This window comes from Bacillus sp. TH30 (assembly GCF_016650875.1).
In the GTDB taxonomy this organism is placed as follows: Bacteria; Bacillota; Bacilli; order Bacillales; family Bacillaceae_G; genus Bacillus_A; species Bacillus_A mycoides.
The window spans coordinates 574,656-594,778 of sequence record NZ_JAEKEY010000002.1; the positions used below are offsets into that span (position 1 = coordinate 574,656).

General features: G+C 35.2%; 19 protein-coding genes and 2 pseudogenes. 6 read left to right on the forward strand and 15 right to left on the reverse strand.

Annotation, left to right across the window (positions count from 1 at the left end; genetic code table 11):
• Positions 1-4: 4 nt before the first annotated feature.
• The 5 genes from JFU20_RS05165 to JFU20_RS05185 all read right to left on the reverse strand — a co-directional run bounded on the left by JFU20_RS05165 (position 5) and on the right by JFU20_RS05185 (position 5,654).
• Positions 5-172 carry a DUF6903 family protein gene (locus tag JFU20_RS05165; RefSeq protein WP_016129204.1) on the reverse strand — a complete coding sequence of 56 codons (168 nt, stop codon included), beginning with the start codon at positions 170-172 and terminating at the stop codon, positions 5-7.
• Positions 162-2,333 (reverse strand): 1,3-beta-galactosyl-N-acetylhexosamine phosphorylase, encoded by a 2,172-nt coding sequence (gene gnpA, locus JFU20_RS05170; RefSeq protein WP_201038399.1) that lies wholly within the window; start codon positions 2,331-2,333, stop codon positions 162-164. Before gnpA ends, JFU20_RS05165 begins: the two co-directional genes overlap by 11 nt.
• Positions 2,334-2,345: 12 nt before the next feature.
• On the reverse strand, positions 2,346-3,335 hold the full coding sequence (locus JFU20_RS05175) for a carbohydrate ABC transporter permease (RefSeq protein ID WP_080448136.1): 990 nt from the start codon (positions 3,333-3,335) through the stop codon (positions 2,346-2,348).
• Positions 3,336-3,350: 15 nt separating this feature from the next.
• Positions 3,351-4,241: a carbohydrate ABC transporter permease gene (locus JFU20_RS05180; RefSeq protein WP_061675429.1), complete on the reverse strand. Its 891-nt coding sequence runs from the start codon at positions 4,239-4,241 to the stop codon at positions 3,351-3,353.
• Positions 4,242-4,310: 69 nt separating this feature from the next.
• A complete protein-coding gene (locus JFU20_RS05185; RefSeq protein WP_061689806.1) occupies positions 4,311-5,654 on the reverse strand; it encodes a carbohydrate ABC transporter substrate-binding protein in 1,344 nt (447 codons plus the stop codon).
• Between the two features lie 169 nt (positions 5,655-5,823).
• Between JFU20_RS05185 and JFU20_RS05190 the strand changes: the two are divergent.
• The 3 genes and pseudogenes from JFU20_RS05190 (at position 5,824) to JFU20_RS05200 (ending at position 9,123) form a co-directional block, all read left to right on the forward strand.
• A pseudogene (locus tag JFU20_RS05190) lies at positions 5,824-6,683 on the forward strand (AraC family transcriptional regulator).
• Between the two features lie 69 nt (positions 6,684-6,752).
• Positions 6,753-7,616 (forward strand): PucR family transcriptional regulator, encoded by an 864-nt coding sequence (locus tag JFU20_RS05195; protein ID WP_201038400.1) that lies wholly within the window; start codon positions 6,753-6,755, stop codon positions 7,614-7,616.
• A gap of 403 nt (positions 7,617-8,019) precedes the next feature.
• A complete protein-coding gene (locus JFU20_RS05200; RefSeq protein ID WP_078422293.1) occupies positions 8,020-9,123 on the forward strand; it encodes an ABC transporter ATP-binding protein in 1,104 nt (367 codons plus the stop codon).
• Between the two features lie 29 nt (positions 9,124-9,152).
• Here the strand turns inward: JFU20_RS05200 and JFU20_RS05205 are convergent.
• From JFU20_RS05205 to JFU20_RS05220, 4 genes and pseudogenes are all read right to left on the reverse strand, one after another.
• Positions 9,153-9,239, reverse strand: a pseudogene (locus tag JFU20_RS05205) (IS6 family transposase); the annotation flags it as partial.
• A 98-nt stretch (positions 9,240-9,337) separates the two neighbouring features.
• Positions 9,338-10,288, reverse strand: a complete 951-nt coding sequence (locus JFU20_RS05210) for a serine protease (RefSeq protein ID WP_201038401.1) — start codon at positions 10,286-10,288, stop codon at positions 9,338-9,340.
• A gap of 334 nt (positions 10,289-10,622) precedes the next feature.
• Positions 10,623-10,910, reverse strand: a complete 288-nt coding sequence (locus JFU20_RS05215; RefSeq protein ID WP_002012401.1) for an AbrB/MazE/SpoVT family DNA-binding domain-containing protein — start codon at positions 10,908-10,910, stop codon at positions 10,623-10,625.
• A 119-nt stretch (positions 10,911-11,029) separates the two neighbouring features.
• Positions 11,030-12,910, reverse strand: coding sequence for an FtsX-like permease family protein (locus JFU20_RS05220; RefSeq protein WP_201038402.1), 1,881 nt, complete (start codon positions 12,908-12,910; stop codon positions 11,030-11,032).
• 270 nt (positions 12,911-13,180) lie between these two features.
• Here JFU20_RS05220 and nadE point away from each other — a divergent pair, with 270 nt between their 5' ends.
• The gene (nadE, locus tag JFU20_RS05225) at positions 13,181-13,999 is read left to right on the forward strand and encodes an ammonia-dependent NAD(+) synthetase (protein ID WP_002012398.1); all 819 of its coding nucleotides are present in this window, start codon (positions 13,181-13,183) and stop codon (positions 13,997-13,999) included.
• A 44-nt stretch (positions 14,000-14,043) separates the two neighbouring features.
• On the opposite strand, the gene JFU20_RS05230 is transcribed toward nadE, so the two are convergent.
• The 4 genes from JFU20_RS05230 to JFU20_RS05245 all read right to left on the reverse strand — a co-directional run bounded on the left by JFU20_RS05230 (position 14,044) and on the right by JFU20_RS05245 (position 16,902).
• On the reverse strand, positions 14,044-14,505 hold the full coding sequence (locus tag JFU20_RS05230; RefSeq protein WP_201038403.1) for an NUDIX hydrolase: 462 nt from the start codon (positions 14,503-14,505) through the stop codon (positions 14,044-14,046).
• Between the two features lie 27 nt (positions 14,506-14,532).
• Entirely contained in the window at positions 14,533-14,733 is a 201-nt protein-coding gene (locus tag JFU20_RS05235) for a DUF4083 domain-containing protein (RefSeq protein ID WP_201038404.1), read from the reverse strand.
• Between the two features lie 108 nt (positions 14,734-14,841).
• Positions 14,842-16,002 (reverse strand): transglutaminase domain-containing protein, encoded by a 1,161-nt coding sequence (locus tag JFU20_RS05240; RefSeq protein ID WP_201038405.1) that lies wholly within the window; start codon positions 16,000-16,002, stop codon positions 14,842-14,844.
• A gap of 147 nt (positions 16,003-16,149) precedes the next feature.
• Positions 16,150-16,902 (reverse strand): YwqG family protein, encoded by a 753-nt coding sequence (locus JFU20_RS05245; protein ID WP_201038406.1) that lies wholly within the window; start codon positions 16,900-16,902, stop codon positions 16,150-16,152.
• Positions 16,903-17,126: 224 nt separating this feature from the next.
• On the opposite strand from JFU20_RS05245, the gene JFU20_RS05250 reads away from it, so the two are divergent.
• A complete protein-coding gene (locus JFU20_RS05250) occupies positions 17,127-17,288 on the forward strand; it encodes a YjcZ family sporulation protein (RefSeq protein ID WP_002012392.1) in 162 nt (53 codons plus the stop codon).
• Positions 17,289-17,370: 82 nt separating this feature from the next.
• Positions 17,371-18,336, forward strand: a complete 966-nt coding sequence (locus JFU20_RS05255; RefSeq protein WP_201038407.1) for a patatin-like phospholipase family protein — start codon at positions 17,371-17,373, stop codon at positions 18,334-18,336.
• A 95-nt stretch (positions 18,337-18,431) separates the two neighbouring features.
• Here the strand turns inward: JFU20_RS05255 and JFU20_RS05260 are convergent, their stop codons facing one another.
• Together JFU20_RS05260 and JFU20_RS05265 are read right to left on the reverse strand one after the other, a co-directional pair.
• Entirely contained in the window at positions 18,432-18,599 is a 168-nt protein-coding gene (locus JFU20_RS05260) for a DUF3933 family protein (protein WP_000816387.1), read from the reverse strand.
• Between the two features lie 12 nt (positions 18,600-18,611).
• Positions 18,612-20,054, reverse strand: a complete 1,443-nt coding sequence (locus JFU20_RS05265) for an aminotransferase-like domain-containing protein (RefSeq protein WP_201038408.1) — start codon at positions 20,052-20,054, stop codon at positions 18,612-18,614.
• Positions 20,055-20,123 lie beyond the last annotated feature (69 nt).

Here is a 20,123-nt window from a genome sequence, read left to right on the forward strand (position 1 = left end):
TGATTTATACGTATTTCCGATTGTAGTCATAAAGTAGCCCTAAGAGACCAGCTAATCCAATCAACATCATACCTAGTTCGAATTTACCAGCTGTCTTTTGGTAGATGATAATCAAAGACAGACATACGATAAACACAACAATTTTAATAATGAATAAAGCGCTAGCCTTCATTTGAAACATCCTCCCACCTGATTTCACTAGGTGCCAACGTCACTTCTTTTCTATTTCCTTGTCCGTCATATACAACTGTCTTTTGTTCGACCATCGAGTTGTTAACAATTGCCATTTTTTGAATAGATGGATATGCATGAACTTCACAATAAATGTTGCTCGCATGATACTTGTGAAATTCTGCTTCTTTATGGGCAGCATAGTATAACGCACGCATCAGCAGACGTGTATTTTCTTCGCTGTATGGCAGCCCTGCTATATAGACGGATCTCCCTTCTCCAAACTGATGACTAGAAAGATGAACTTCTCCATTTGAATATTCGATTATTTTGGTTTCCTCTGATAACGCATAAATGTTTTTCATTCCTTCACCAAAATCAAATTGGGTGCTGTCAGCAGAAATAAAATGATTTTCAACAGGATTAATAAAATATTTATCTGTTGATAAGCTGAATCCTAGTTCTTTGTCAACACCTAAGACGTTTGCCAATTGAAAATAATGTCCTTCATGCTGATAAGCTGTAGGTTCGCCAATGCCTATGAAACCTCCGCCATTATACATCCAGGCCCTAATTGTTGTGACTAACTTTTCATTAATCCAATTAGCCCCGCCTGAAAAAGCTGTGCCCACATCGCCGGCATTAATAATGACGTCAATATCCTCAGGTATCCCATCGTTAATAACATCATCAAAACTAATGAACGAAACTTCCACGGCAGCCCCGCTCAAGGATTCCAAAACACCTAAATAAGAATAAATTTGTTTATACCATAGAGCATGAGCAACCATATGTGTTTGCCAAGTTCTCAACTTGCCCCAAGAGTTCAAAATTGCAACTTTAAGACCGCTATATGGTTGAACGCCTTTGATCGTGTCATGAATTTCACGAAATTCCTCAGTAACTTTTTCAATATAGGAGATAAATTCTGGGAATTGATAAGCCAGACTTAAATAACCGCCATAACCGATACGATCAACAGGGTTCCGCAGTAAAGCTCTTCGCGCCGTTAACCAGTTTTCATTCGCTTCAATCGTTGGGTTGTTACCTTCGTAAAAAGTATCTGGGAAGAAATAAGGTAGGAACCGCCCTTCTGTGTAACGAACATGTGGTATATCTGCAATCATACGTAGTGTGGCTCCACCGCCCACACTGCCTACAACTGCGTCCAATCCGATATTTTCAAAGTATTTCCCATATGGTTCTGTACCGATCCAGTTATCACCAAGGAACATCATTGCTTCTTTTCCACTTTCATGGACAATATCCACAAGTTTCTTTGCTTCTTCAGCAACGAACTTATGAACAAAATCTATATAATCTAAAAAAGCAGGAGTTGGAATTCGAAATGCAGTATTATAATAGCCTTGATCAACGATGTCCTCTGGCCTTAAGCGATAGCCCTTTTCTTTTTGAAAAGCATCCAAAGCAGCAACTGAAACACTTGCACCATATCCGAACCAATCGACAAATTTCTCTTTGCCAAGATTATTGAACACAAGGGTAAAATGATAGAAAAACGTTGTAAACCTAACCACATCTGTATCTGGATTTTCTGTCAGCCATTGTTTTAAATAGGTTTTCATAAATTCATTGGAATGTGGTTGCCTCACATCAAAAGGAATATCATGCGGCTTATCTCCCCAATTATTAGTAATATGATTGTACATTTGGGTTGGATCCCAAATCGCATAGACTAGGAATGAAACCGTATATTCATGCCAAGGAATCGCCTTCGTAATCAAAACACGATTTTGCTCTTCATTTACTTCCCAATCATTAACGTCAACAACTTCTCCGGTTGTCCGGTCAATAACCTCCCAGTATTTTTTAGGATTGTGAACGTAATCCGGCTTTAATTGTTCCTCAAAGTAGCCTTTCATAAAATCAATTTCAAGGGTGTCAGTAAGCGAAGTATTGAATAAGCTCATTAAATAAAGTTGCTGGCATTCATCCATATGCTTCTCTGCGAACTCATTGTGAGCTCGAGCAACAAAATAAGTCGTATAAATTTTTGCATCCAATTGTTTAATATCATCATCTAGTTTCGTTCCATCACTATCGCGAATCGCATCCGCACCCCATCGTTCCATCAATTCTTTTGTTTCCTTAAGAAAATTTTCTTCACTCGGTAAAGTAACACGGCCTTTTTTCTTTTTCATGTAAATCCTCCTTTAATCCTTTAAACCACCAAGGGACATTCCTTGTGTTAATTTTTTTTGAACAATAATGTATAAAATCAAAGTTGGCAGCATGACAAGAACCATTCCTGCATACATTTGACCATAGTTCGCAGCAGATTTTTGAGCTGCCATCAAGTTCATTAACCCAACAGGTAACGTTTTATTCGATCCTGGGATTAACGTTAAGGCAATAATGTATTCGTTCCAAAAGGCAAGAAAATTAAACAAAATGACGGCAATAATGCTTGGACGAGCTATCGGAATCATGACTGAAATCATTGTTTTGAAATATCCGGCACCATCGACCAACGCCGCTTCCTCATACGTAGATGGAAGTGATTGAAAAAAACTAGTCAGCAAGTAAATGGTAAATGGTAACGCCGTCGCCGCATATACCACAGCTAAAATAAATAAATTGTCTAGTAAAAATCCATCACCCAGTTGGCCTCGTAAAAAGGTATCTCCGTCCAATAACATCAAGAAAATTGGAACAACAATGTAGTTCACATTGATGAATAATCCAGCTTTAAAAAAAGTATTTATTAATTTACTTCCTCTAAAGGTATATCTTGCCAACACATAGGCTGCTGGTAAGGCAACAATCAATAAAATAAGCAGAGCCAACGCAGTTACCATGACTGAATTCAACATGTAGGTACCCATGTTTGCTTTTTGGAAAGCATCGATAAAGTTTTGAAAATAGAAACTTTTCGGCATGGCCCAAGGACTTCCGTAAAATTCTGAATTTTGCTTCACTGAGGCTAAGAAAACCCATGCAACAGGAATAATAATAGAAATTGCTAACGTAATCAGTGCAACATATATAAAACAGCGATATATTGCTTCTGTAGTCATTCCTTTTTTGGTCTTCACTGTTTTTGGGGCTTGATAAGCTGTTTCTACAATCATTTCTTTTTGGGTTTCCACCGTTTTGGGATCTTGATAAGCTGTTTCTGTAGTCATTCTTTTTTGTGTTTCCATCGTTTTTGGACCTCCTTAATACTCCAACACTTCCCTTTTAGTGACACCGCTGATAATTGCAGATAATGCGAATGAGAATAGGAAAATGACCACCCCAATAGCCATACCGTAACCGTAAGAAGAATTGGTATAAGCCTGCTTATACATGTAGCTTAAAAACACTTCCGTCGATCCGTCAGGTCCGCCGCCAGTCATCGCTTGAACGAGTAGAAAACTTAAATTAATCGTACTAATAACGAAGAAAGTTAACGTCGTCCGCATGTTATTCCAAATTAACGGTAAAGTAATACTGAAAAATTGTCTGACCCGTCCAGCACCTTCCAAAGCAGATGCTTCATAAAAACTTTCGGGAATGCTTGCCATTGCCGCCATATACATGACCATATAGTAACCAATTGCTTGCCAAATGAGTGCCCCGCCAATGCTGTAGATAGCAATTTTTTGATTGCCGAGCCACATCTTTTGAAGGTTTTCAAGGTTAAATAAAGCAAGTAAATTATTTAACAACCCTGTAGTTGGGTCATAAACTGCAGAAAATATTCCCGCGATAACTACAACGGATAAGATATTAGGGATATAAAAAATAATTCGAAAGAAGCCTTTACCTTTTATTTTTTCTCTTGTTAACAAAGAGGCAAACAAGATCGCCAGCACCATAGTAATAACTGTAACGATAACAATCAATACGATACTGTTTTGAAGAGATCGAAAGAAGTTCATATCATTCCATAAAATCTTGAAGTTATCGAGCCCAACAAATACCTTATTATTAGAAAATCCTCCCCACTTATATAAGGACATCCTGAATACCTCAATCGTAGGAACAATCATAAAAATGGCTAACAGGATTAGTGCGGGTGCAGTACAAACAAAAATAAAAATTCTTTTTTCTGTTGTCTTATTCATGCCATCACCTCAGTTAATAAGTACAATGGTGAGACTATCAACTCACCATTGTACGTAGTGAAAACTAATTTATTTTAATGCAGACCGTAATTGGTCACTCACTTTTTCAACAGAGCTTTGCCAATCTTTCACCTTTTTATCACCAGAAATAACACTGTCAATCGTTCTAAATAATGTATCTGGCATACTTACACCTTCAACAGCTTTCGTTGCAGCAAATCCACCTATTCCCACTTTCACTCCATTATCATAGATACTATAGAATGATTTATTTTCACCTGTCAGTTTATTAGAAAGGCCTTTGATAGGCTGAATCGCACTCGATTCAGCAAAAATTTCAGCTGCCTTATCCGAATAAACAAACGTCATGAAATCTTTAGCAAGTTGTTTATTTTTAGCTGCCGAAGGAATCCACATTTGTTCAAAGAAAGTAAATGCATAACGGTCGCTATTAGCATCAATTGTTGGTAAAGCCATCATGCCCCATTCAAACCCTTTAGATCGAGGAGCTTCTTTCATTTCACCAACTACCCATGTACCGTTTGGCATAAACAATGCTTTGTTATCAAGAATCAATTGTTGATTTTTCTTATAGTCTTTATCATTTGCATTCGCAACTGTAGTTGGCTCTGTATATTTTCCTAATTTTCCGACAATTTCAAAAGATTTTGTTGCTTCAGAAGTTTCCCAAACACCATCTCCATACTTCATAGCTTTATTAAATAACTCCGGTCCACCCACCCCTAATAGTAAAGAGTAGAAGAATGTATCAAAGTAGCCTGTGGTAGGATAAGTAAATAAAGAAATTCCTTCTGCTTTCGCTTTATCTCCCAAAGCCCACATCTCATCCCAGGTCTTCGGTACTTCCCAACCTTTTTCCTTGAATAAGCTAGCATTATAGAATAATCCAGTTGGACTATAGAACATCGGTGCCATATAAATTTTACCGTCATTATAAGGATTAGTCGCAGGTGTACCAGTAAGCCCTGGTACTAACTTATCTTTGACTTTAACATCTTCACCATAAACATTCTTATCAAAAACATCGGTAATGTCTTCTAAAGCTTTATCTTTAATCAATGTTTCTGTTAGTGCCTGTTTTCTCCCAGTTGCCAACAACACAACATCCGGATACTTTCCTGCTTTCATATTTGAGCCTATGACATCCTCAAGATTTTTGTCCACTGTCAATTTAACATCAACTTTTGGATTAGCAGCTTCATATGCGTCAATCACTTTGCTCCACATCTCTTTACCATAAGCCGATTCAAGTGTTGCCACATGAAGGGTTTGTTTTTCACTGGAGCCTTTACCATCCTTAGAGTTATCAACTTTTGTAGTATTACCTTGACAAGCTATTAAACTAAAAGATAACAAAGCTGTCATTCCAGACAACAATAACTTTTTTTTCATCTTTATTTACCCCCATCTCCTAATCTTCCTGTCATAATTAAAGAATACAAAATAGACAACGCTTTCACAATAAACATCTTGTTCATTTTTTTAGGTATCTTGCTTTTTACTGAATATCCCACTAAAATCTTTATAATATAGATAAAAAGTCTACGAAGGAGAGATTCATTTGTCCAATGAAGTGTATGAGATTCCACAATTTCAACGAAACCATCTTTCAGTAAAACTTCTTTATATAACAAAATCAAAATACGATAAAGATTGGCATAGCACCATTCATGCGCATCACTTTACAGAGCTATTGTATATTACCAAGGGCAAAGGAACTTTTATCTTTTACAAAGAAGAAATCCCCGTCCAAGAGCACAATTTGATTATCATCAATCCAAATGTCGAGCACACGGAAAGGTCTGATACGAATCACCCACTCGAATACATCGCACTTGGTATTCAAGGTTTGTCCTTTTCATCCATAGAAAATCCTAGTCAAGTCACTATTCACAACTATAAACAGGATCAAAAGAACTGCCTCTTCTACCTTCAGCAATTAGTTGAGGAAGTGGAAAACCATCAGGAAGATTACGATTCAATTATACAGAATATTCTAGAAATTTTATTACTTAAGATGATGAGAAAAAAGCTTTCAATGTGGAGAAAACATCTACTCAAAAAATCAATAAAGATATTGAATTGATTAAAAACTATATTAAGCAGCATTTTCACGAAAATATCAGCCTGGATACCTTAGCAAGAATCAGTCATATTAATAAATATTATCTATCCCATTCCTTCAGGAAATTTGTCGGTGTTTCGCCTATTGAATACTTAATTCAAACTCGTATTAGAGAAAGTAAAATATTGTTGGAAACTACCAACTATTCGATTTCCAACATTTCAACCATTACCGGTTTTTCTTCCCAATCATTCTTTGCACAATCATTTAAACGAGAAACGAATCTATCTCCTTCACAATACAGAAACGCTATAAACTCTAGCAAAAACAAACCAGATTCTGGTGCAAAAACTTAAGGATAATTGCAATGAATCTATAATTCTTATATATATTTTTACTATTATTTTAGAAAGAGGAGTGTTCCTATGATTCAACAATTAAAAACATATTATGGTACAGATATAAAAATTAATGAAGCCGTGTTGTCTGAGGATTATAGCTGGTTTTTAGTTGAAGGCAACAAAGTCGGAATTCGAAAAATTCGATTACATCAAAGGGAACATCTATTGCTTTCATCCATCTTAACGCCCATTTATACTGATACATTTTATGAAACAGAAAAAGAAAAATCGTGGCATGAAGCATTATACAAAAATAATAATCTTCCTATAGTGTCGGTTCGTTTTTTACACTTCTTCACAACACAACCTATAGTAGAGAGAGAAGAATTTCAAGACGCTTTACAATCTATGTTTTCTTTTGCCACTACAGTAATTTGGGAAACTTCGCAAGCAGGTGTCCTCATCTTAGAAGAAAATATACCGGAATCTGTATTGCAAACAGCCTTGGATACACTAGAAACAGATTTTTTTATATCTCTATCCTTCTTTATTGGAAGACACTATACGCAAACAACTGAAATTGCTCGTCTGTATCAATGGGAGCGAAAATTATTCTCTGTTCTTTCTCCCTATTTATCTCAAAAGATTACACACATTGAACAACTGCTCCCTTATCAATTAATGATCTCATTACCAAAAGAAGAAAGAAAAAAGTACACGAATCAATTATTGGAACACATTTCAAATGACAAAGAACTAATAGACAGTGTTAAAGCATTCTTCCAATGCAACTTAAATGTATCTCTTGCAGCTAAACAATTATATTTACATCGTAATACTCTGCAATATCGAATTGATAAATTCATTGAAAAAACGGGAATTAATATAAAAACTTTTGAAGGTGCAGTAGCAGTTTATATGGCCTTTCTTTCTCTAGATATCTCTTGACACTCCCATGAAAGGCCATATAGGTTCATAAGCTACGATACTATTACCTTATAGAGTGTTGGATTTTCATTATGTTTTAGGTTCTTGTACTTGACGATATATATTGTTTTACGCACGAAATGAAATTGATCCATGCAACCTCATACAATATTCATTTTTCTGAGAACATCATTATTTTAGCGTCTTTTGCATGACTTTGAAGCCCTTTTAACATATTTTTCTACGCAAAAGTGATACTTTCATTCCGTACCTAAAGGTGGACTTAAGTCCTACAGGTGCTTTCTCGTATCGTAAATTTGTAAACTTGCATAAAAACCTATCATTCTTTTGTGCACTCTGCCAATTTACCTACGCCTGAAATAAACTTATAATTCAATCAATTAACGAAAAGGAGTGAGTAATCATGACAGAACTTGTATTAGATCATATTTTTAAAGTTTATGATAATAAAACGACTGCTGTTTCTGATTTTAACTTACATATTGAAGATAAAGAGTTTATCGTATTTGTCGGTCCTTCTGGATGTGGAAAATCAACAACTCTACGAATGATTGCGGGTCTAGAAGACATTTCCAATGGTTCATTTTATATTGATGGAGAGCGTATGAATGATGTCGCTCCAAAAGATCGCAACATTGCGATGGTATTTCAAAATTACGCACTATACCCACATATGTCTGTTTATGATAATATCGCGTTTGGCTTGAAACTACGCAAACTTCCAAAAGATGAAATTAATCGCCGAGTAACAGAGGCTGCGAAAACCTTAGGGCTTGAAGATTACTTAGAACGAAAACCAAAGGCATTATCAGGTGGACAACGCCAACGGGTTGCACTAGGAAGAGCTATCGTCCGTGATGCAAAAGTATTTTTAATGGACGAGCCCCTATCCAATTTAGACGCAAAATTACGTGTAAGTATGCGTTCAGAAATCTCTAAACTTCATCGCCGTTTAAATACGACCACTATATATGTGACACACGATCAAACAGAAGCAATGACAATGGCATCACGCCTTGTTGTTATGAAGGATGGGCTCATACAGCAAGTGGGTACTCCAAAAGAAGTATATGATACTCCTGAAAATATTTTTGTTGGCGGATTCATTGGTTCTCCAGCAATGAATTTCTTTACCGGGACATTACAAGATAGCTATTTTCATATAGAAAATATTCGATTCAAAGTACCAGATGGTCAACTAAAAACATTAAAGAATAAAGGGTATAATGGACAAAAAATCATACTCGGCATTCGTCCCGAAGACATTCATGATGAACCAATCGTCCTTCAATCTTCTCCTGAATCGACCGTCGAAATTACAGTAGAAGTTGCTGAATTATTAGGTGCTGAAACTATGATTCATGGAAAACTTTCGAGTCAAAACTTTGTTGCGCGAATCAACGCTCGTTCCGAAATTAAAGCTACCGATAAACTTCCATTAGCTTTTAGTTTAACTAAAGCGCACTTTTTCGATATCGCTACTGAACAACGTATACGTAATAATTGATGGATGAATTCTTTCTAATTTGGGACAGACTAGTCACGTAAATCAATCTCTTCTTTTTTAATCCTATGCATAGCTTCTACTTCTGAAAGAATAGAAGTATCTGTGTCAAAACATTTCGTGAAGAAGACCCTTGGATTATTAAATGTCGTATTAAACGTGACAGAACCATACTAAAAAACATCTCATATAAATATGAGATGTTTTTTAGTAATTACTATTCTTTTAATAAATCTATTAATCCATTCCCTTCAGATGTACGTTCATACCCTAAAGGTACAGTCCTTTTTATAAGTTGCGCATATATTTCCGGCTCTGATAATTTTCTACCATACTCTCTCTCACACTGCTTTATAAGAAGTGCTAGCACCCCAGCGACATGCGGCGTCGCCATTGAAGTACCACTTAATACCGCATATTTCCCCTCTGGATACGTAGACAGTATTTCATCACCCGGCGCTACTAAATCAATTTCTTGATTTGAATTACTAAAGCATGAAATTTTCCGCTCTAAATTAACAGCACCTACTTCAATTACTTCAGAATAAGCACCTGGAAAATCTAATTCTTCAGTATCATCGTTACAATCTCCATCATTTCCTGCAGCGCACACGACAAGTACGTCTTGTTTTACCGCATTTTGAATAGCTTCATGTAACTCTGGTACATCTTGCGGACCACCAAGTGACATTGAAATAATTCTCACTTTCTCTTTATTCGGTCCTCTCCAATTTACAGCATAATGAATGGCCTCAATAATTTGCTCATAACTTCCAGAACCATCTCCAGCTAATACTTTTAAAACTAACATTTTAGAAAGTGGTGCGACTCCTAGTACACCCACTCCATTTTCAGTCGCTGCAATTGTCCCCGCTACATGAGTACCATGCCCATTATTATCAAGATAAATATTGGGATTTCCTTCATAATCTTTTGTGAAATTTCTCCCACCAATAATACGATCTTTTAAATCTACATGATTTACATCACAACCTGTATCTAAAACAGCAACGACAATGTCTTTTCCTTTCGCGCTCTTTTCCCATACTTGCGGAGCATGAATCAATTGTACACCTGGTGGAATTTCATTTACTTGTTCAACCACTTTATTTACAGTAAACGGAATTAATTTAATGCCTTTTTGTTTATTCGCTGTACTACTATTCATCGTAATCCCTCCTGAAAATATATTATTTTCATTTCAGACCACTATTGAATGCGTTTAGATTTAACATTCGTTTTATTCGTTCCATTTCCCTTCCTCTCAAATATTTCTCAATAAACAAAAGAAAAGGACCCATTATGGTCCTTTTCTTTTTCAGTTTTTCAAAAGAATAATATAAAGTGAAACTATAATCAGTGGGGGGTGTTCATCCCCCACTGATTATTAGCCCTCACCAATCGGGCTTTTACGGGCAGCCCGACTCCCACCCAACTTCTTTTCTTCAGCCGAGTTTTGAGGTGGGAGTTTTACTGCCCACAAATAGCTGGATAAATTAAGACTAAATCTTACTCTTGTTCAAAAACTGCTCAATTTCTTTTATTACATGTTTTGCGCCTTCTATACTAACAGTAATGTTTCCATTTGCTAATGAAATATTTTGGTCTGAAACATCACCTGTTATTTGACAAGCATTGTAAGGTTGATATTTTTGTAAAATGACTTTGTCTTCTTCTACAAAAATTTCAAGTGGTGATTTGATTTGTATTCCTAATACATCTCGTAATTCTTTAGGAATAACTATCCGTCCCAATTCATCTACTTTTCGAATAATTCCTGTTGCTTTCATGTTACTCCCCCCTTACTCTCTATTATTTTTTTCACCTCGCTATTTTCATTTTATCACTATATATTTGGTAATGCCTTACTCTTTTTAGAAAATATAGTACAAAAGTTAAAAAAACACATTTAACGAATATTCAATCTTTCTTTCAATTGTTTTAAATAACGCGATCTTATAATTAAGAAGTATACAACTTGAATACCTACGAAAATACTTAATACAATTGTATTTTCTTTAAACAGTGAGTACTCAAACATTTGTCCTAACGCAGTTAATGCTACTGCCCCGTGTAATGTTGCAACTCCAACTGGAACGAAGAATAAAAGCGCTAAGCGGATTGTGACTACTTTCGATAATTCCCCTCTCGTCAATCCAACTTTTCGAATCATTTCAAATAAACGAGTATCGTCCTCCAAATCTGAAAATAAACGGAAGTAAAGGAAGCTTCCTGCACAAACGAAAAATACAATACCAATAAAGAAACCTACAAATAAAATGGGTCCTGCGATTTGTAGACTTTGATTTTGATCGTACTCTTCTGCACTAAACGTTGAATGTTCTTCATAAGGCTTCATCTGAAGCGTAAGTTCCTTACCGACCTCAATTTCATCTTTCGCGGATTGTGTTTTATACATATAATCTTTTTCTTCTTTAAATCCATCTTGTAATGAATCATATTGATTTTTAGAGATTACATACACATTACCTCTTAGTATTTTACTTAATGAAGAAGTATTAACTTTTTTCACATTTAAAGGTTCATTCATATTTGGTAAAGTAATTTCTTTTCTTTCTTTCATCGGTGGTCCGGGTATTTCGACTGACAAAAATAAAGCCTCTTTATTTGATACACTATTAAATGGTTCTCCTGTTAACTTTGCATATTCTTTATAATCTAATTCTTTTATAAAAATGGCGCTTCTTAACGACTGCTCCTCCGTTTTCTTCGATGAAATATTTATTTTTGAAGCTGCTATATTATGTTTCTTTAATCCTTCTTCAATGATTTTCAGATGCTGTGGCTCATTGCTATTACCTTGCTTAGACTGATAGTAAAACGCAATTGGTCTGTCCATAATTTCTTTCGTCATCGAAGCAAACCCAACCAATGTACCTATTGCTGAAAATGCTACTGTTGAAATAATCGTTACAATAAAGAACATTCTTGCGTTATCTCTCATACGGTATGCTAAATCTGACAAAGTAATAATATTTGTCTGTGTCCAATAGAAACGTTTACTTTTTTTACATAGTCTAATAATAAAGACGCTCAACTGCTTGTACAGCAAATACGTACCAATAATGACTACCGTTGTAACAGGAATCATCATTATAAATACCATTGCACCATGTGACATAAGAGCTCCTGCATAACCAGCACTAAGCAATACTACTGCTAATATAGAAGAAATTATAGATGCCTTCGGTTCTGGCTTCGCCTCTGCTGATCCTCTAAACAATTTCATAATTTTATTTTTACGAACCATTCCTGCACTAAACAATGAAATGATCATAAATAATACGAAAAACATAATACTCGTTACAACAATCGCTTTCATCGGTATGTAATAGGATAAAGAGATATCTAGTTTTAATATCATCGGAGCTACAAATATTAATATTCCTGAAAACAACATACCTGAAAGAATCCCAAAAATTATTGCCCCTATTCCAATCATTATATTTTCAAAGAAGATAAGACGCTTTAATTGATATTTCGTCATACCTAGCATCATTAAAATTCCTAGTTCACGCTTTCTCGTTTTTAAAAACATTCCCATTGAATATAAAATAAAGAAGAATGTAAATAAGTAAATAATAGACTGCGCAAAAGACATACTTACGAATACGTACTGTCCTAATTCTCCAGCACTTAATGCCGGATGAAACGCAAAAAATGAATACACAAAAAAGGCCATAATTGCAAATGCACTACTCAAAAAATAAGCTGAGTATGTTCGTCTATTTCGCGTTACATTTCGAAATGCGAGTTCTCTAATGTTCATACTACTTCTCCGCCCTTCTACTAACTATACTTTTATATTAGTAAAGTTCGGAAATACCTTCCATCGATTCAAATGACAAAAACCTTACATTATTGAAAGGTTTTAAACAATTGCTTATATAAAACAGTTTCATTATAATGACTACATTCATATTCATACACGCATCCTATTGTATATTCGTTAGTTTTGCGAAATAATAAAGGATAGAAGTATGTACCAATATACATATAAACTTATTTACCGCTTTAATATGAATAGGAGGAAAACATAATGACATTACAAGAACAAATTATGAAAGCATTACATGTTCAGCCTGTAATTGATCCGAAAGTAGAAATTCGTAAACGAATTGATTTCTTAAAAGCTTATTTAAAAACTACAGGTGCAAAAGGATTTGTACTTGGAATTAGCGGCGGACAAGACTCTACACTGGCAGGACGTTTAGCACAGCTTGCAGTCGAAGAAGTTCGTAATGAAGGTGGTAACGCAACGTTTATCTCCGTACGTCTTCCATACAAAGTACAAAAAGATGAAGATGATGCACAATTAGCATTACAATTTATTCAAGCTGATCAGTCTGTTGCTTTTGATATCGCTTCAACTGTTGATTCCTTCTCAAATCAATACGAAAACTTATTAGGTGAATCATTAACAGATTTCAATAAAGGAAACGTAAAAGCACGCATTCGCATGGTTACACAATACGCAATCGGCGGACAACAAGGGCTACTCGTTATCGGAACTGATCATGCTGCTGAAGCTGTAACAGGTTTCTTCACAAAATTCGGAGATGGCGGTGCAGATTTATTACCATTAACGGGATTAACGAAACGCCAAGGACGTGATTTATTACAAGAATTAGGTGCAGACGAGCGACTTTACTTAAAAATGCCAACAGCTGATTTATTAGATGAAAAACCAGGTCAAGCTGATGAAACAGAGCTAGGCATTACTTACGATCAATTAGATGACTATTTAGAAGGTAAATCCGTTCCAGCTGACGTTGCTGAAAAGATCGAGAAGCGTTATAAAGTGAGTGAACATAAAAGACAAGTACCAGCGTCAATGTTTGATGATTGGTGGAAATAGAACATAAAAAAGAAGCTAATCTCATTTAGCTTCTTTTTTATACGTTAACGATATACCCCTACTCTTTTCTCTAATAAATCCTGCAAGCAATCTTCATGTTGTTTATTAAACAATGGCGGCATTTTGTCTAAAGGGAAAAACTGCAAATCTAACGTTTCATCACCGTCTATTTTTGTATTCCCTCCAACGATTGAAAACTTAAAGAATATTACAATTGCCTGTGCCTGATCTCCATTCGGATATGCTTGAAAATATTTCGTATACACACCAATGAGCTCATCAATTTCCACATCATATCCTGTTTCTTCTTTTATTTCTCGAATCGCAGTTTCTGCCGCAGATTCCCCGATTTCCATTGCACCGCCTGGAAATCCCCAAGCATTAAAGTCTCCTCTTTTTTGCAGAAGCACTTCACCAAATTCATTAAATACACAACCTCCTGCAAAATTCAAAATAACATAATCATGCCCTATTTTTCCACGTAATTCCTTTATATAATTCGCCATCTGCTTCTCCTTTTTATCCATCTTCCATTATTCTTTTTTATCTTTTTCAAGCAATTCAATAATCCGATCTAACTTCTGATTCATATTAATCACATGTTGTTTTTTCATAGTGTTGTTTTGCAATAATCTTTTAATGAACAGAGTAAATGATACAAAAAACAAAACGATAAGTCCGATTACTAGAAAAAAATATATCAATGCAAATATATTATTTTCGAACAAATTCATTCAGCTATCACATCCTCTATTTCCAATTATTTTATCACATAATTCTAAATAGTCACCGGAATTATAATCAAACGCAAAAAGAGCACCTTTTAAAGATGCTCTTTTTCATTAATACGTAAATGTAATTATCGCTAATGAATAACCTGTCATTGCACTATATGGCGCAACTTGATAAGATACACGCTTTGCACCTTTTGGCCAAGTTATTTCATTTAATACTTTCTTTATATCTTGCATCGTTCCATCCATTGACTGCTTATATCGTACTTCTACTTTTTCTGGCTTGGAAGCAAATTGTTGCTGTAATTTTTTCTTAAACTCATTGTAATTTTCCGCTCCGTATTGTGCAGATAAATACTTTAAATTTGTTTCTTTTAACATTTGTTCATATACAGCAGTTTTTGAACTACCGGCTTTTATTTTGCTTGTTAATTCGTTGAAGTAGCTTGTAGTTGCCGCTGGATATTCACTACGATCCCATTCATGGTCTTTGCTTAATTGTTCATCAGACATATTAAAATATGAATATGTTACGCGCCCAGCTTTATCAGGAACTGGATCATCGAATGTAGTATCAAGGTGGTACCACTTGTTATCAATGTTCACTAAATTCCATGCGTGAGCTTGTCCATTCCCTGTACCTGTTACAATATGATTTTGAATACCTGCTTCTTTTAGTAATTGATATGTTAACAATGTATATCCTTGGCAAACGGCAGAACGATTCGCTAACGCTTCATACGCTGTATATGCTTGATAAGAAGTATCATATGATACTTCTTTCACAACATAATCATGAATAGCTTTCACTTTTTCATGTTCATCCATGCCTTGTTTAATGATAGAATTTACAATTGCTTTCGCCTGAGACTTTACATACTGTGTTTGCTCTTTTGATTCACGATACTTCACTTGTAATGTAAATGTATAATTCCCTGGCATCCCTTTTATAGAATATTTAGTAGACGCTACATTATATTTTACATACTCATCAGCATCTACAATTTTATTAAACTCGCCATACAATTGGTCCATAATATTTCTAGCATTTCTATCTTTTGTTTTATATGTGATTGTAATATTTTCTTCTCTATTATCAATCTGTTTTTTTAATTCTTTTCTGAAATCATTTAACAACTTTGCATCTGATTGTGTTGTCACTGTAGTCGGATTCGTAGCCGCATAAGATACAGCTGACGCCTGTAAGCCTCCCATTACTATAGTTGAACAAAGTGCGGCAGCTGTCACATACTTACTTGTCTTTCCCATCTTGTCACTCCTTACATTCTATAACTATACAAAAAAGTATCGTATAGTTTCAGAGTATACAATACTTTTCAAAATAGGTCATATGAGATTATGCATATTTAACATTTTTAAAAGGGCTGTTCTTTTAGAAAAAGAACAACCCTTTTTTTAGCAAGTTTGCAACACACAGCATGTATTTTCAAAATGGCGATTTTTCAAGTCTTCATTTCCAATACAGAAATAAAGCATCCCTAAATCTCCCCACATCATATTACAATTTTTAGTATCTGAATCAATTTGGAATAAGAGCGTCATATGCTGTGGATCTATTCCCATATATTGTCCAGTCTCGTCCAATACCTCATCTTGTACAGAAAATGGTTCTCCAAACATTTGATGATTATCATAGTTGTCTGGGATTAGCTCTTCAAGTAATTGCAAGAAACGGTCTGAATCCGCCTCATCTTCAATGAAAAGCTCCGGTAATTTATACGTCAGTTCAAAAGTAATTGCACACTGGTTATATTTCGCTTGTATTTCATCTGCTCTACGTAATTGCTCTACAGGGATATCATAATAAAGTACACGTCCAGCTTCGGTTGGATCCACATCTTCTTCAAAGTAATTTTCAATACTAAAGAAATATAACATCCCTGTCTTAGGAAGATTGTGATCCATACCAACGTTTTGTAAATCACTTAAATTAAATTGTGCGATAAAACGTAACGGATTCTCTTTATATGTTGGATATTCAAATGTATTTGGCAAATCAGGAACTCCGCCCATTTTGGAACTGCCTATCGCAATTATTTCCTGTTGTTTTGGCACAACTTTTACACAAGGAAATACAGTATTAATAAGTTCCTGTTTCAAATGTGTTAGTTCATATTTATCAATTAATATTTCAATTTTCTGTTCCATAAATTCTCCTTACATTTACATACTTATTTGTATCATAGCACAAAGATTATACTTCATTCATTGTAAATTCAACAAGCCCTCCAAAAAACGGGCTTATCCCTCGTACGCGAACAAGTTTAAAAAAGCATAGTATACATTGTTCCTACAAACACGATAGTTCTTTATTTCTTCCAGTACATTTTCCCCTCGTTCATTTTTATTTTTAATTTAAGGAGGAATTCCACATGGGTTACGGATATAGTTGCGGCGGTTACGGCGGTGGTTACGGTTACGGCGGTAGTTGTGGTGGCGGTTGTGGTTATGGAGGTTTCGCTTTATTAATCGTTTTATTTATCCTTCTAATCATCATCGGAGCTAGCTGTTGGGGCGGCTTTGTAGGCTGCTAGTAAACTTAAAAACTATTGTAAAAAAGCACGTACAATACGTGCTTTTTTTCCATTTTCATTTTTTAGAAAGGAAGTATGTTCAATGAAAATTGATGGTGTTTTTGAAGGAGGCGGTGTACGCGGAATTGCGCATGTGGGGGCAATTTGCGCGTTAGCCGAAAAAGGATATGAATGGGAGCGCGTAGCTGGAACATCAGCCGGCGCTATTATTGCAGCTCTTCTAGCAGCAGGATATTCTTGTTCCGAATTAAAAACGATTGTAACAGACATTGATTATGAAAAATTCACTAAAAAAACTTTTCTTGATAGAATCCCCTTTATTGGTAAAGGATTAAGCGCTTGGTCTACTCTAGGTATTTATTCAAATGTATTTCTCGAAGAATGGCTAGAAGACCTGCTTAGAAAAAAAGGAATTCATTTGTTTACAGACTTACCCGATTTGAATAAACTCAAAATTATTGCTTCAGATATAAGCAATGGTAAAATGGTTATTTTTCCCGATGACTTACCAAACTACGGATTTTTAAATTATCGCTTCTCTATCGCTAAAGCAGTAAGAATGAGTAGTACAATCCCTTTCTTCTTTGAGCCAGTAAAATGGAGAACACCAAAATGGAAGCAGCCTTGTTATATGGTTGACGGCGGTATTTTAAGTAATTACCCAATTTGGATTTTCGATTCACCGACTTCTCCTCGCTGGCCTACCTTTGGATTTCATTTTGTAAAAGATGAGATTCAAGCTGATCCCGCCCACTATGACGAACCTATTTCCATGTTCAAAGGATTATTTAAAACGATGATGCAAGCTCATGATTTACGGCATTTAGATAAAGAATCAAAGGCTAGAACTATTACAATTCCAACAGGGACGATTACAAGTACAAATTTTGAGTTAACGAAAGAAGAAAAAGAATGGCTGTACAATTCTGGTTATAACTCCGCAAATAAATTTTTACAATCTTGGAACTTCAGACAATATGTTGATGAATATAGAGACGGAAATCAGGATCGAAAAACAAATCGGTATTTCCGCCAACTTGACTCATAATTATATTATTTTCCCTGTCACACTTTAATAGTAAATAAGCCTAATAATATAGTACATTATTAGGCTTATTTACTTCTTATGTACTCTCCCATTATTTAAGGATAAGTTAACCCTTCAGCTTCTTCCGCGGTAATTACTATGTAACGATTTCCAGTTCTTAAACCTAGCAATTCTGCTTTTTCAATTGCATCCTGTTTTGTCTCCGCATAAGCAGCTAAATATTTATCTCCATCAATCATTTGGCAAATCACATATTGTTTCATGTTTTTCTCCTTTTACCCTTTAATTAATTGCGCGATCTTTTTTATTCCAACTTCAATTTCTTCTACAGTTGCATAGGAATAAGAAAGACGTAAAAATTGGTTAGCACTTCTATCATACAAAGTGCCTGGGTTTAATAAAATCTTTTCTTGTAAAGCTTTGTCAAATACACTACGATTCGAGATTGGTAGATTTATATGTAGCCAAATGTAAAAGCTTCCTACTGGCTCATGCCAAGTTGCAATGCCACTACAATACTTTTCTAACATACTTATCATAAAATCTCTACGTTTTTTCAATTCACTTCTTACAAACTGTAAATGTTCATCATACAATCCATTTTCGAACCACTCCGCTGCAATCTGCTGGGATATAGAACTTGAACCATAATCAGTTTGCATTTTTATATCTGCTAATCTTTGAATAACGGATTCTGATCCAACAACCCACCCAATTCTTAAACCAGGACTAATGACTTTGGACATACTTCCAATATGTAGCACGATCCCATTTTTATCATATGCCTTTAAAGGTTTTGAAACTGGTGCATCGAACCATAAATCTTGATATACCGCGTCCTCAATAATAGGTAATCCAATTTCATTACATATCTCCATCACTTCTTCCCTCTTCTTAGCGTTCATACTAAAATTGGTCGGATTATGAAAAGATGGGATTGTATATAAAATAGATGCGTTAAATTGTTTCTTATATCTTGTAATGTATGAAGTATTTATACCATTCTCATTCATTGGTATTCCAATCAAGCGCATTCCTGCTGATTGAAATACATTAAGCGAATATAAATATGATGGTTTTTCTAATAAAATTGACGCTCCTTTCGGAAGAAGCCCCATAGAAATAAGCTGCAATGCTTGAATTGCCCCTGAAACAATTAAAATAGAGTCAGGAGATACATATACCCCATGCCCTTTTAAATATTCCGCAATTTTTTCTCTTAAATGGAGATTCCCTTTCGGTTCCTCATACCCAAGTGGAACATTTGATTGTAAAATTTTATTAATAATACCCTTCATCTTTTTCTCAGGCAAGAGACTCGGTGAAAGTTCACCTGTTCCTAATCGAATTACATTGGGAGTAAATTCAGCTTGATTAATCTCTTGTACAGCAGGAAGATTCGGATAATGAAGTCCTGTTTCTACGTAAGACTGCCAGTTTGGAGGCGGGGCATATGTTGAAGTATTCTCACTATTTTTTATAACAATTGTTCCCTTCCGTCCATTCCCCTCAATATACCCTTTTGCTATTAACTCATCGAAAGCCATTACAATTGTACTTCGGTTCACTTCAAACGCATGCGCCAAAGCTCTTTGTGAAGGTAATTTAGTTCCAATTGTCCATTCCCCATTAACAATTCTCTCTTTTATATAAGATTCTATTTGTTTATACAAAGGAATAGATGAAGACATATTAGGTTTCCAAACGAGCCTTTCCATTATATCACCTCACATATTTTATGGTTGGTAACCTATCCAACCATATGGATGGATACAAATTTTCATTTC

Excerpts from the sequence above, each read along its gene's own strand:
- JFU20_RS05165 (WP_016129204.1), bottom strand. The coding sequence starts at position 172 with ATGAAGGCTAGCGCTTTATTCATTATTAAAATTGTTGTGTTTATCGTA.
- gnpA (WP_201038399.1), bottom strand. The coding sequence starts at position 2,333 with ATGAAAAAGAAAAAAGGCCGTGTTACTTTACCGAGTGAAGAAAATTTT.
- JFU20_RS05175 (WP_080448136.1), bottom strand. The coding sequence starts at position 3,335 with ATGGAAACACAAAAAAGAATGACTACAGAAACAGCTTATCAAGATCCC.
- JFU20_RS05180 (WP_061675429.1), bottom strand. The coding sequence starts at position 4,241 with ATGAATAAGACAACAGAAAAAAGAATTTTTATTTTTGTTTGTACTGCA.
- JFU20_RS05185 (WP_061689806.1), bottom strand. The coding sequence starts at position 5,654 with ATGAAAAAAAAGTTATTGTTGTCTGGAATGACAGCTTTGTTATCTTTT.
- JFU20_RS05195 (WP_201038400.1), top strand. The coding sequence starts at position 6,753 with ATGATTCAACAATTAAAAACATATTATGGTACAGATATAAAAATTAAT.
- JFU20_RS05200 (WP_078422293.1), top strand. The coding sequence starts at position 8,020 with ATGACAGAACTTGTATTAGATCATATTTTTAAAGTTTATGATAATAAA.
- JFU20_RS05210 (WP_201038401.1), bottom strand. The coding sequence starts at position 10,288 with ATGAATAGTAGTACAGCGAATAAACAAAAAGGCATTAAATTAATTCCG.
- JFU20_RS05215 (WP_002012401.1), bottom strand. The coding sequence starts at position 10,910 with ATGAAAGCAACAGGAATTATTCGAAAAGTAGATGAATTGGGACGGATA.
- JFU20_RS05220 (WP_201038402.1), bottom strand. The coding sequence starts at position 12,910 with ATGAACATTAGAGAACTCGCATTTCGAAATGTAACGCGAAATAGACGA.
- nadE (WP_002012398.1), top strand. The coding sequence starts at position 13,181 with ATGACATTACAAGAACAAATTATGAAAGCATTACATGTTCAGCCTGTA.
- JFU20_RS05230 (WP_201038403.1), bottom strand. The coding sequence starts at position 14,505 with ATGGCGAATTATATAAAGGAATTACGTGGAAAAATAGGGCATGATTAT.
- JFU20_RS05235 (WP_201038404.1), bottom strand. The coding sequence starts at position 14,733 with ATGAATTTGTTCGAAAATAATATATTTGCATTGATATATTTTTTTCTA.
- JFU20_RS05240 (WP_201038405.1), bottom strand. The coding sequence starts at position 16,002 with ATGGGAAAGACAAGTAAGTATGTGACAGCTGCCGCACTTTGTTCAACT.
- JFU20_RS05245 (WP_201038406.1), bottom strand. The coding sequence starts at position 16,902 with ATGGAACAGAAAATTGAAATATTAATTGATAAATATGAACTAACACAT.
- JFU20_RS05250 (WP_002012392.1), top strand. The coding sequence starts at position 17,127 with ATGGGTTACGGATATAGTTGCGGCGGTTACGGCGGTGGTTACGGTTAC.
- JFU20_RS05255 (WP_201038407.1), top strand. The coding sequence starts at position 17,371 with ATGAAAATTGATGGTGTTTTTGAAGGAGGCGGTGTACGCGGAATTGCG.
- JFU20_RS05260 (WP_000816387.1), bottom strand. The coding sequence starts at position 18,599 with ATGAAACAATATGTGATTTGCCAAATGATTGATGGAGATAAATATTTA.
- JFU20_RS05265 (WP_201038408.1), bottom strand. The coding sequence starts at position 20,054 with ATGGAAAGGCTCGTTTGGAAACCTAATATGTCTTCATCTATTCCTTTG.